Source organism: Corynebacterium sp. HMSC074C11, from assembly GCF_001809455.1.
In the GTDB taxonomy this organism is placed as follows: domain Bacteria; phylum Actinomycetota; class Actinomycetes; order Mycobacteriales; family Mycobacteriaceae; genus Corynebacterium; species Corynebacterium amycolatum.
The window spans coordinates 70,646-82,801 of sequence record NZ_KV797727.1; the positions used below are offsets into that span (position 1 = coordinate 70,646).

The window sequence follows — 12,156 nt, forward strand, 5'->3', positions numbered from 1 at the left end:
GTGGTGCGGGCGGGCAATGCTATACGCAGCTTTCGCAGCGTATCAACTGCTTACTTAAGACGCGGGAAAGCGCTGCGGCCAGCGTAGACTGCAGCGTCGCCGAGGTACTCTTCGATGCGCAGCAGCTGGTTGTACTTAGCAACGCGCTCGGAGCGAGCCGGAGCACCGGTCTTGATCTGGCCACAGTTGAGACCGACGGCCAGGTCAGCGATGGTGGTGTCCTCAGTCTCACCGGAGCGGTGCGACATCATGGTCTTGTAACCGGCGTTGTGGGCCATTGCGACGGCCTCGAAGGTCTCAGACAGGGAACCGATCTGGTTGACCTTGACCAGCAGAGCGTTAGCGGCCTTCTTCTCAATGCCCTCAGCCAGACGCTTCGGGTTGGTAACGAAGAAGTCATCGCCGACAATCTGGACCTTGTCACCAAGCTGAGCGGTCAGCTTGGTGTAGCCCTCCCAGTCATCTTCCTGCAGTGGATCCTCGATGGAGACGATGGCGTAGTTCTCAACCAGGTCAGCGTAGACATCGGCCATCTCCTCAGCGGTGTGCTCGCCGCCCTCGAAGTGGTACTTGCCGTCCTTGAAGAACTCGGAAGAAGCCACGTCGAGAGCCAGAGCGACGTCGTCGCCCAGCTTGTAGCCAGCGGCCTCAATTGCCTCAACAATCAGGTCAAGAGCAGCCTTGGTGGAGTCAACCGACGGAGCGAAGCCGCCCTCATCGCCGAGACCAGTGGACAGACCCTTGTCCTTGATGACCTTCTTCAGTGCGTGGTAGACCTCAGCGCCGACACGCAGTGCCTCCTTGAAGGTCGGGGCGCCAATCGGAGCAATCATGAACTCCTGGACGTCAACGCCGGAGTCCGCATGTGCACCACCGTTGAGGATATTCATCATCGGGACCGGTAGAACGTGGCCGTTCGGGCCACCGACATAGCGGAACAGGTCCAGGCCAGCGGACTCAGCAGCGGCCTTGGCAACGGCCATGGACACACCGAGAATGGCGTTGGCACCCAGGCGAGACTTGTTGTCGGTGCCGTCCAGCTCAATCATGGTCTTGTCAACCAGACGCTGATCCTCAGCCTCGAGGCCAATAATTGCGTCCTCAATCTCCTCGAGCACCGCGCGGACAGCCTTCTGGACACCCTTGCCCAGGTAACGATCCTCACCATCGCGGAGCTCGTGAGCCTCGTGTACACCGGTAGAGGCACCGGACGGAACCGCAGCGCGGCCCACAGCGCCGTCTTCCAACAGCACCTCAACCTCAACGGTCGGGTTACCACGGGAGTCCAGAATTTCGCGTGCGTTCAACTCGATGATTGCAGCCATAGGTCACCTTTCCGCCGGAACCGTTCCGGCACATGACTCCAATTTTGGCACGGTTTGCCAACCTTCGCCTTAAATCCTTTTCACCCTATGCGGGCTGATTCAGCGCATAGTTCGCCGCAGCGTCCCGAACATCGCGAAGATACTGCTCAGATTGGTTATATGAGCGAATTGCAGATGCCCACCCTTCCGGGGTGGCGAGGTCGCGTTCCCCACTGCAGAGCATCCGTGCGGTTGTCGCAGTCGCGTCGTCGATGTTGTTGGGGTCGGCGACACCATCACCCGAAGCATCCATCGCAAAGCGATGCCATGTCTCGGGAATAAACTGCATCGGCCCCACAGCGCGGTCATACTCTGTGTCACCGTCGAGTTCGCCATTGTCAGTATCGAGAACCTCGGCGAAGCCATTCGTGCCGTCCAGCGGCGGGCCGATAATCGTCGGACGCACTACCCCATCGGCACCGATATGCGCCGGCTTGAGCCAATTGCCCGAGTACGTGCCATGATTAGTCTCCACCTTGCCCAGTCCTGCAAGCGTGTTCCACTCCAGGTGGCAGTTCGGGAACTGTTCGGCCGCAATCACATATGCGTTGCCGTAGGCGCGGAGGGCGTCCTCAGAAATCCCCGTCTTCGGGGAAATCTGCTGCGCCCACTGTCGGAGCTGTTCAGAGGTGCGCCCGGGCGCGTTGACATCAATCATCGGCGGTGGCTCAGCCGCGGCAGGCGGCACATTGTCCGGAATCGGCTTCTTGGTCAACGACGGGATAACGGGTCCAGTGAACATCGCCAACGCCCCAACCGTGCCAATGATAATCAGCACCGCCAGGGAGGTTAGACCGAGGCAGCCACAGCCTCGCGAGGACTTCTTTTTCCCCCTACTGCGGCCACGCGACTTCGCCCCGCGGGGTGCGGGGTGCGCGTATTCATCAAAGGGAGAATTAGAAGGCATGGGGAATTACTCTACGGGGTGAACCGTAAAAATCACTCAAACTCGAGGACAGAAATCACTTTTGTTGGAAACTAGCTGTCGCTTTCCGACGGGCCGAGGTCCTCAGCCCCTTCGTTATCTTCGCTGCCCGCTGCCCACTGCTCAGCACTACCGGCCTGCTGATTCTCCATCTGGGCCAGCTCAGCCAGGAATGCGCGTGAAGCCTGTCGGGTCCGCTCTTCAGCACCGGACTCAGTCTCCAGTCCCGGGGTCGGGACCAGAATCTCCACTGGAATGTCGGCATCGGACAGTCCCAGCGCACGTGCGCGGCGGATGGCTTCCTCAGCCAAAGTCAGAGCTGGCAACTGCGTAGCCGGGTTCGAGCGCGGACGTCCGCGGCCGTAAGTCCACAGTCGCTCCTGCTCTTCCTCCGAGACCATTTCTCCCTCGGCCACAGTGCCGTCGAAGAGGTACGGCTGACGAGCTCGCATCTTCAAAATAAAGTCGGTCGCCACGTCGTCGAAGTCGAAGTCCTCAGCGATTTCAGCGTGGAAGAGGACTTGCAGCAGCAGATCTGACAGCTCGCTACGAATGTCACCGCCTTCGTTGACTGCATCGACAAACTCGTAGGTCTCTTCAATGAGATACGGCAGCAGGCTCTTGTGCGTCTGGCGAGCTTCCCACTGCCCCGTGCGCCGTGCGGCCGCCATGATGTCCACAGCCTCGACGACGTGGGGCAGACGAGCTGCGGCAAGCTGTTCCTGCAGAGTCAGCGGTTCTGCCACTGGTTCCGATTCTGGTTCCGGCGCCGACTCCTGCACGGGAGCCGCGGCAACCGGAGCGGCCGGGTCCGCTGGAGCTGCTGGGTCCGGCGCATCATCCAGCTCGACCGAGTAGACTTTCTCGCCCGCATCGAGGCGATCGAGTACCTCATCATTTTCCATATCGGTGGTGACCAGAATCTCCGCCCGAGACACCGAGTGCCCACCGGCGTCGGCGATTGCCCAGCGCACACGGATCGGGACTTCTTCGGTGTAGCTGACTTCACCGGTCAGCAGGCTAGCGGCTTCCAGCGGAATCGCAGTTGGAAAGCGGCTATCGAGCTTGATGATAGTCATACGTTTTCTAGTCCTTTCCCATGTGCGAGATATCCATACGTGGAATTCCCGCCATCGATGTCAAGAAGTCTGCTACCCACTGCACCAATGCAATATCGCGGACAGGTTTTGCCCGCAACCCTCGCCCTTCCTTCGGCATTCCGACGGAAACCGTGCGCGTTGCCGCACGATAGGTCGCCTGTGGATACAGGCGCTTGAGACGCACCTGCTTGGAGTCAGCAAGCTCCATAGGGGTTATTCTAATGTGCGCCCCCATGGCTTGAACTTCATGCACGCCGAATTCCCGGCAAATAATTCGAAGCCGTGAAATAACCGCCAGTCTCTCCACCTCAATGGGTGGGGTTCCGTAACGGTCGACGAGCTCTTCGAGCACTACGTCGATATCGTCCAGCGCACTGGCGGCAGCAAATTTGCGGTACGCCTCTAGACGTAGGCGTTCCGACGACACATATTCGGCCGGAATATTCGCATCCACCGGCAAATCAATCCGAACTTCCTTCGGTTCGTTATCGGAAGCATCCGGAGTTTCACCATCGGCCACTGCCTTCAGTGCAGCCACGGCCTCGCCAACCAGTCGGACGTACATGTCGAAGCCGACGCCGGCAATGTGACCGGACTGCTCCGCACCGAGGATATTTCCGGCTCCGCGCATTTCCAGGTCCTTCATGGCCACGGCCATACCGGCACCCAAGTCATTGTTCTGCGCGATCGTGGACAGACGGTCGTAGGAAGTCTCCGTCAGCGTCTGATTCTCCGGGTAGAGGAAGTAGGCATAGGCGCGCTCACGGGAACGGCCCACGCGACCACGCAGCTGGTGCAGCTGGGAAAGACCCATATGGTGAGCGTTTTCCACAATCAACGTATTCGCGTTGGCAATATCCAGGCCGGTCTCCACGATGGTGGTACACACCAGCACGTCGTACTCGCGCTGCCAGAAGCCCTCGACCGTGCGCTCCAGCTGCTCCTCCCCCATCTGACCGTGGGCCACTACCACACGGGCCTCGGGCACCAAATTGCGGATATTCTGTGCGACCTTGTCAATGGTTTCCACCTTATTATGCAGGTAGAACACCTGGCCGTCGCGAAGCAGCTCGCGCCTGATAGCAGCGGCGACCTGCTTGTCAGACTGCGCGCCGACGTATGTCAGCACCGGGTGGCGGTCCTGCGGCGGGGTAAGAATCTGGCTCATCTCGCGGATGCCGGCAATCGACATTTCGAGCGTGCGCGGAATTGGCGTTGCGGACATGGTGAGCACGTCGACGTGGTGACGCAGCGCCTTGATGTGCTCCTTGTGCTCGACGCCGAAACGCTGCTCCTCGTCAACGATGACCAGACCGAGTTCTTTCCACTGCACGCCAGTCTGCAAGAGACGATGCGTGCCGATAACAATATCGACCGTCCCATTCTTCAACCCTTCGAGAACCTCTTTGGAGTCCTTCGGTGAGGTGAAGCGGGACAGCCCGCGGATGGTGACTGGGAAGCCCTCCATACGCTGAGTGAAAGTAGTCAAATGCTGCTGTGCCAACAGCGTGGTCGGCACCAACACTGCTACCTGACGGCCATCTTGAACCGCTTTGAAAGCAGCACGCAGTGCCACCTCGGTCTTGCCGTAGCCGACATCGCCGATGAGCACGCGGTCCATCGGTACCGGCTTTTCCATGTCGGACTTGATTTCGTCGATGGCCTGCAGCTGGTCCTCAGTCTCGGTGAAGGGGAAGTTATCCTCCATCTCCTGCTGCCACGGCGTATCCGGCGCGAACGCGTGGCCCGGCGCGGCTTGACGCTCGGCGTAGAGCTTGACCAGCTCTTCCGCTATCTCGCGGACAGCGCCACGGGCCTTGCGCTTGGTGGACTTCCAGTCCGAGCCGCCCATCTTCGACAGCGCGGGCTTTTCGCCGCCGACATAGCGCGACAGCAGATCCAGGCTCTCCATCGGCACGTAGAGCTGGTCCGAGGGACCTCCGCGCTTGCTCGGTGCGTACTCGAGCACCACGTACTCGCGGCGAGCCTGATCCTCGCCCGTGCCGATGGTGCGCTCAGTGAGCTTCACAAATCGACCGATGCCATGAGTGTCGTGTACGACATAGTCGCCGGCCTTCAGTGCCAGCGGATCCACGCGACCACGGCGCTTCGCCGGTTTACGGCGACCACCAAGGGCACCTTCCGCGATGCGGTTACCCGTGATGTCCTGCTCAGTAATCAGAGTCAGCGCGCCACCGGGAATACGCGGGAACACCAGGCCGCCGTGCAAAACACCCTGGTAGACGGTAATTCTCCCGGACTCGGGATACTCCGGGCCCGCCGCCATGCGCGTCGCAATTCCGGCTTCCCTAAACCTTTCCGCTTGCCGACGCGCGCCCGCGGGCGTCGCCGCCACGTACGCCACTCGTTCCCCCGCGACCGTGGCATCGCGCAGCTGCCTCATCAGGTGACCAATTTCCTTTAAGTCACCGCGTGGCGCGGGCCCAGGCTCAAAGGTTAGCGGCAGCACATCATCTTCGGTGACCCCCGCCTCCAACATGCCGGGCGGGGAAATATGCCACGAGGTGGGCATCGGGATAGAGGCCAAGCTACGGTAAGCGCTGGGCTCCAGACCATCGGTGGCGATTGGCGCCGAGCCACCCATCGCGGCCGTTTCCCACGCTGCGGCCATAAACTCCTCGCCCGCACTAATCAGGTCCTGCGCGCGAGAGCGAATGCGCTCCGGCCCGCACATGAGCACATGCGTTTTCTCCGGCATGACCTCGGTGAGCATCTTCATCGGATGCTGACTAATCAGTGGGATCAGCGACTCCATGCCCTCCACCCACTGGCCATCACCGATGCGGGTGAGCATTTCTTGGACCTGTCCAGAACGCGTGGTGGCGAGTTTCTCCGCGGCGCCCTTCACGTCGTCGTCGATAAGCAGTGCACGGCACGGGAAGATATCCAGCTGGTCGACCTCTATCTCAGAGATCGTGCGCTGGTCAGCGACGGAAAAGGCGCGCAGGTCGGTAACCTCGTCACCCCAGAGCTCGATACGAACCGGCAGCTCTTCGGTCGCCGGGAAGACATCGACGATGCCGCCACGCACGGCAAACTGACCACGCCTGCCGACCATGTCCACATGCGAATAGCCGTGATGCACCAGCCGCTCAACCAGGTTCTCGCAGTCCTGGTCCAGCTGGATGTGGATGGGCGCGCTGGCTTCAGCCTCGAGGTCGTCCACAATCGGCTGCACCAACGAGCGCACCGCCGCAATCAGAACGTCGACTTTGCCCCGGCGAACGTCGTAAAGCGCCTTACGACGCTGCGCCACAGTATCCACAGCCGGCGAAAGCTTCTCATGCGGGAGCGTCTCCCACGAGGGGAACATAGCTACACGGTCGCCGATCATCGACTTGACCTCGGCAGTCAGGTCCTCCGCCTCACGGCCAGTAGCCGTGACGACCAGCACCGGCACCTTCGTGGACATGGCGTAAATAAGGTGCGAACGCACCGCGTCCGCACCCGTGAGCGCCAGCCCGTCTTCGCCGACGCGCCCGAGCACGCCGACAAATTGAGGATCCGTGACAACGAGACTTTCCAGCCCCGACAGCGGGTTCGGCAGAATGCTGGGTGTGGCTTTCGCCGAGGAAGACGCAGAAGTTGGCATAGCCCCAATATAACCATGCACCCCGGATTCACCCTGCGCGCTGGTTAGCCGTTCTCCGCCACCTGCATCGGGTCTGCCGCAGCACCTGCTCCGAACTTCGCGCCCTCAGCGGCCGCTGGTACATCAGCGGAGCCATGCAGAGTCGGGGCCCCCTCCATGCCGGCCAGCCCGTTCCAGCACAGGTTCACGATGTGCGCCGCCACCGTCTCTTTATCCGGACTGCGCTTCTCCATCCACCAGCGAGCAGTCTGCGAAACCATACCGACCATGCAGTTTCCGTAGAGCACCGACATGGCCGGGTCGAAACCAGCGCGTTTGAAAGCCTCGGAGAGGATAGGCGTAACCGACTCAGTGGCATTATTCAGCAGCGTCTCATAGCCACCCGCCACACCGGGGTCGCGAGAAATAATGGAGAATCCCTCCGGGTTTTCCTCGACATAAGTCAGCAATGCCAACACCGCCTGTTCGATGCGGTAACGCGAGCGCCCCAGGGACAACGCTTCCCTAATCGTGGCCTCCAGGGTCTTCATCTCCTGGTCGACGACTGCCTGGTAGAGCCGCTCTTTGGTACCAAAATGCTCGTAGACAACCGGCTTTGACACCCCGGCTGCGGCAGCGATCTCCTCCATTGAGGCGGCATCAAGCCCCTTGGCGGCAAAGATTCCACGGCTGACTTCTGTCAGCTGAGCTTTGCGCTGTGGACCGGTCATACGTCGTCTCGGAGAATTAGAGGCCATGCTTTTAGATTAGTGGCTAAAGTCTTGCTATCGTATATCGCAGGCGCAAGCGAGCCGGCTGAGTCGACTCAGCCATGCAATTTTTTCGCGTTCGCCCCATTCTCCCATGGTGTAATGGCAACACTCCGGTTTTTGGTACCGGCATTCTAGGTTCGAGTCCTGGTGGGAGAGCAAGCGGGGGGCCGGCCCCTTAATTAAGAAGTGACTTTTCGCCCCGCCGTGACCGTGATGCACCCTGACCGAGGAGTAGCAAGTTTCATGTCAAACGGTTCGGCCACCGCTGTGGTCATTCTCGCCGCGGGTCAAGGCACCCGAATGAAATCCGATACGCCGAAAATGCTGCACGCTATCGGCGGTCGCACCATGTTGGAGCACGCGCTCTATGCCGCCAAGGGCATTAGTCCGGATGAGATTGCTGTTGTCGTTGGCCACCAGCGCGAAAAGGTAATCGACGCCATCGGCACCTGGACAGAGAAGGCCGAGCACTCCAACGACGTCGTCATTGCCCCGCAGGAAGAGCAAAACGGTACCGGCCACGCTGTTCAGTGCGCACTGGAACACCCTGAGCTGCAGAATTTCGATGGCACCATCTTGGTAACCACTTCCGATGTTCCGCTGCTGGATTCCGAAGCGCTCCAGGCGCTGCTCGAAGAACACAACCGCAAGCCACGCGCTGCCGTGACCGTGCTGACCTCCACTGCTGAAAACCCGCACGGTTACGGCCGCATCGTTCGTAACGCCGACGGCGAAGTTCTGCGCATCGTGGAGGAAAAGGACGCCTCCGACGAGGAACGTGAGATCACCGAGGTCAACTCCGGTGTCTACGCATTCGATGCCGAGACCCTGGCAAACGCCCTCAAGCAATTGGACACCAACAATGCCCAGGGCGAGCTCTACCTCACCGATGTCATTGGCATCGCCCGGGAGGCCGACCGCTCAGTGCGCGGCCACCGCCTCGCCGACGCCACCGTCGTCGCCGGTGTCAATGACCGCGTACAGCTGGCTACCCTTGGCCGCGAGCTCAACCGCCGCACCTGCGAGGAAGCTATGCGCGCAGGTGCCACTCTCGTCGATCCGGACACCACGTGGATTGATGTTGAGGTGGAGATCGGACGCGATGTCACGATTCTGCCGGGCACCCAGCTGCACGGCAAGACTGTGATTGGCGACGGGGCCACCGTGGGACCGGACACGACACTGACCAACATGGTCGTCGGCAAGCGCGCCAGCGTCGTGCGTACGCACGGTTCCGATTCGGAGATCGGCGAGGATGCGACGGTCGGACCGTTCACCTACATTCGCCCGAACACCAAACTCGGTGTCGGCGCGAAGCTCGGTGGCTTCGTAGAGGCGAAGAACGCGCAGATCGGAAACGGTTCGAAGGTTCCGCACCTGACCTACGTCGGCGATGCGGAGATTGGCGAGCACTCCAACATTGGCGCCTCCAGCGTGTTCGTGAACTACGACGGTGTCAACAAGCACCGCACCGTTATCGGCTCGCATGTTCGCACCGGCTCCGACACCATGTTCATCGCTCCGGTGACCGTGGGTGATGGTGCGTACTCAGGTGCAGGTACTGTTATTAAGGACGACGTTCCTCCGGGAGCATTGGCGGTCAGTGGTGGCCGTCAGCGCAACATCGAGGGATGGGTCGAGCGGAAGCGTCCAGGTACCGCTGCTGCTGAGGCAGCGCAGGCGGCGCAGGTAGCTGACAACGCTGACAACAACAAGGAAGACCAGGAAGGCTAGACGGCAGATGACCGGCCAGTGGATCGATAACCAAAAGAACCTCATGCTCTTCTCCGGAAGGGCACACCCGGAATTGGGCGAGGCAGTTGCCAAGGAGCTCGGCACAGAGCTGACTCCGATGACCGCTCGTGATTTTGCCAACGGCGAAATCTTCGTGCGCTACGAGGAATCCGTCCGCGGTTCCGATGCCTTCGTGCTACAGGCACACCCGGCACCGCTGAATAAGTGGCTCATCGAGCAGCTGATTATGATTGACGCGCTCAAGCGCGGTTCGGCCAAGCGCATCACCGCTATCCTGCCGTTCTTCCCATACGCCCGCCAGGACAAGAAGCACCGTGGCCGTGAGCCGATTTCCGCTCGCCTGGTCGCTGACCTGCTCAAGACCGCTGGCGCTGACCGCATCGTCTCCGTGGACCTCCACACCGATCAGATTCAGGGCTTCTTCGACGGCCCGGTCGATCACATGCACGCCATGCCGATTCTGTCGGAGTACATCAAGAAGAACTACTCCCTGGACAACCTCGTCGTGGTCTCCCCTGACGCCGGCCGTGTGAAGGTTTCCGAGAAGTGGGCCAACACCCTGGGCGATGCCCCGCTGGCTTTCATTCACAAGACCCGTTCCGTCGATGTCGCGAACCAGGTTGTCGCCAACCGTGTGGTCGGCGAGGTCTCCGGTAAGACCTGTCTACTCATCGACGACATGATTGACACCGGCGGCACCATCGCCGGCGCTGTCAAGGTGCTGCGTGAGGCTGGCGCTGAGGATGTCATCATCGCTACCACGCACGGTGTCTTCTCTGACCCAGCTCGCGAGCGCCTGTCGAAGTGCGGTGCCCGCGAGGTCATCACCACCGATACTCTGCCGCAGTCCACCGAGGGCTGGGACAACCTGACCGTCCTGCCAATTGCGCCGCTGCTGGCTAAGACGATCCACGAGATCTTCGAAAACGGTTCCGTCACCACTCTCTTCGAGGGCCAGGCATAAGCTCTTTCCGCTTGCCGACGGGCACCCCGCTGCGACCAGCAACCTAGTTTTGCTGGTGGTGGCGGGGTTTGCTGTTTGACCTGTTAGTCCACTACAATTTTTCCGGTAAGTCTCGGCGAGGGCGACCACAATAGCTGGTTGCCGTTATCGACGCGACGCTCGCAGCCCAACTTTTGCGCCCACAGAGGCATGGATGCGGCACGTGCTCGACTCGACGACTCAGTATCGAATCGTTTAGGAGTCCATTTTCATGGCAAAGCCCAACATCATCAAGATTGATGCTCGTAACCGCACCGAGTTCGGCAAGGGTGCCGCTCGCCGTGCCCGCGTTGCTGGCGACATCCCGGTTGTCATCTACGGCGCTGACCTGGATGCTCCGAAGCACATCCTCGTTGACACTCTGGATTTCCACGCTGTCATCCGTAACCACGGTGTCAACGCTGTTCTGGACGTCAACATCGAGGGCGAGTCCCAGCTGTCCATGGTTAAGGCTGTTGACCAGAACCCGCTGACTCTCGACATCGACCACGCTGACCTGCTCGCCATTCACCGTGACGAGAAGGTTGAGGTTGAGGTTCCGGTCGTTCCGACTGGCGAGCTCGCTCCGGGTGCCCTGCTCATGCAGGATGCCGAGACCATTCTGGTCAACGCACCGGTTCTGGCTATTCCGGAAGAGATTGAGGTCTCCGTCGAGGGTGCAGAGGTCGGCACCATGGTTCACGCCGGCGACGTTACCCTGCCAGAGGGCCTGGTCCTCACCGACGACGCTGACCTGCTCATCTTCAACATCGTCGAGCCGGAGGAGGAGCCGGCTGGTGACGTCGATGCCGACATCGAGGGCATGGGCGAGGCTGAGACCCCGGATGAGCCAGCTGAGGAATCCGCTGAGTAATTTAAGCGCTGAATAGCTCTAGCTGACTGAGCCAATACAGGCTTTCACGCTTAGCTAACAAAAAAGGGACGGACGCTCTTGTCCGTCCCTTTTTTGCACTCCCCAAAACCAAAAGATTGCTTACCGTGTGCCAAGATTGAACTCATGAACGCCTCCACCACGCCTCTACTTGTCGTGGGCCTCGGCAACCCTGGGCCCAAATATGAACTCACCCGCCATAACGTCGGACATCTGGTGCTAGATGAACTAGCTAGCCGCACTTCTCCGATGCCGTCGTCGTTTAGCGTGCACAAGAAGTCCAACGCTGAGATTGTGCAGACTCGGTTTAAAACCTCCGATGGTGGCGAGCGACAGGTGATTCTGGCTAAACCCCGGACGTACATGAATCTGTCGGGCGGGCCGGTCGCGGCGCTGGCGAAGTTCTTCAACATCGCACCTACCGACGTCGTGGTGGTCCACGATGAGCTAGATCTGGACCCGGGCGTGGTCCGCCTCAAACGTGGCGGTGGCGAGAATGGCCACAATGGGCTGCGTTCGACCTCGAAGTCATTGGGCACGAAGGACTACATGCGCGTGCGCATTGGCATTGGTCGTCCTCCGGGCCGCCAGGATCCAGCTGATTATGTGCTGCACAACTTCAATGCCAAGGAGCGCGAGGAACTCGCTTTCACCCTGCCCACCGCGGCGGAGGCAGTGGAGCTAATCGCCAGCCACGGGCTGGAAATTGCTCAGAACCAGGTGCACGGGCGGTAGCAAATAGAGGCAAATGGCAGCAACGAGCCCCCCCCCCC

At 60.5% G+C, this 12,156-nt stretch carries 9 protein-coding genes and 1 tRNA gene; 5 read left to right on the forward strand and 5 right to left on the reverse strand.

Annotation, left to right across the window (positions count from 1 at the left end; all coding sequences use genetic code 11):
* Positions 1-50: 50 nt before the first annotated feature.
* The 5 genes from eno to HMPREF2614_RS03160 form a co-directional block, all read right to left on the reverse strand.
* Positions 51-1,325 (reverse strand): phosphopyruvate hydratase, encoded by a 1,275-nt coding sequence (gene eno / locus HMPREF2614_RS03140; protein ID WP_038626202.1) that lies wholly within the window; start codon positions 1,323-1,325, stop codon positions 51-53.
* An 85-nt stretch (positions 1,326-1,410) separates the two neighbouring features.
* Positions 1,411-2,271: a lytic transglycosylase domain-containing protein gene (locus HMPREF2614_RS03145; protein ID WP_038626204.1), complete on the reverse strand. Its 861-nt coding sequence runs from the start codon at positions 2,269-2,271 to the stop codon at positions 1,411-1,413.
* Between the two features lie 71 nt (positions 2,272-2,342).
* The gene (locus HMPREF2614_RS03150; RefSeq protein WP_038626213.1) at positions 2,343-3,368 is read right to left on the reverse strand and encodes a MazG nucleotide pyrophosphohydrolase domain-containing protein; all 1,026 of its coding nucleotides are present in this window, start codon (positions 3,366-3,368) and stop codon (positions 2,343-2,345) included.
* A 7-nt stretch (positions 3,369-3,375) separates the two neighbouring features.
* Complete coding sequence (gene mfd / locus HMPREF2614_RS03155) at positions 3,376-7,002, reverse strand: transcription-repair coupling factor (RefSeq protein WP_070560112.1); 3,627 nt, start codon at positions 7,000-7,002, stop codon at positions 3,376-3,378.
* Positions 7,003-7,046: 44 nt separating this feature from the next.
* Entirely contained in the window at positions 7,047-7,739 is a 693-nt protein-coding gene (locus HMPREF2614_RS03160) for a TetR/AcrR family transcriptional regulator (RefSeq protein WP_141737464.1), read from the reverse strand.
* Positions 7,740-7,839: 100 nt separating this feature from the next.
* Here HMPREF2614_RS03160 and HMPREF2614_RS03165 point away from each other — a divergent pair.
* The 5 genes from HMPREF2614_RS03165 (at position 7,840) to pth (ending at position 12,118) form a co-directional block, all read left to right on the forward strand.
* A tRNA-Gln gene (locus HMPREF2614_RS03165) sits at positions 7,840-7,910 on the forward strand.
* Between the two features lie 87 nt (positions 7,911-7,997).
* Complete coding sequence (gene glmU, locus HMPREF2614_RS03170; RefSeq protein WP_038626219.1) at positions 7,998-9,488, forward strand: bifunctional UDP-N-acetylglucosamine diphosphorylase/glucosamine-1-phosphate N-acetyltransferase GlmU; 1,491 nt, start codon at positions 7,998-8,000, stop codon at positions 9,486-9,488.
* A 7-nt stretch (positions 9,489-9,495) separates the two neighbouring features.
* On the forward strand, positions 9,496-10,473 hold the full coding sequence (locus tag HMPREF2614_RS03175) for a ribose-phosphate diphosphokinase (protein WP_016423206.1): 978 nt from the start codon (positions 9,496-9,498) through the stop codon (positions 10,471-10,473).
* Positions 10,474-10,723: 250 nt separating this feature from the next.
* The gene (locus tag HMPREF2614_RS03180) at positions 10,724-11,365 is read left to right on the forward strand and encodes a 50S ribosomal protein L25/general stress protein Ctc (RefSeq protein ID WP_038626221.1); all 642 of its coding nucleotides are present in this window, start codon (positions 10,724-10,726) and stop codon (positions 11,363-11,365) included.
* A 144-nt stretch (positions 11,366-11,509) separates the two neighbouring features.
* A complete protein-coding gene (gene pth / locus HMPREF2614_RS03185) occupies positions 11,510-12,118 on the forward strand; it encodes an aminoacyl-tRNA hydrolase (protein WP_070560114.1) in 609 nt (202 codons plus the stop codon).
* Positions 12,119-12,156: the final 38 nt, after the last annotated feature.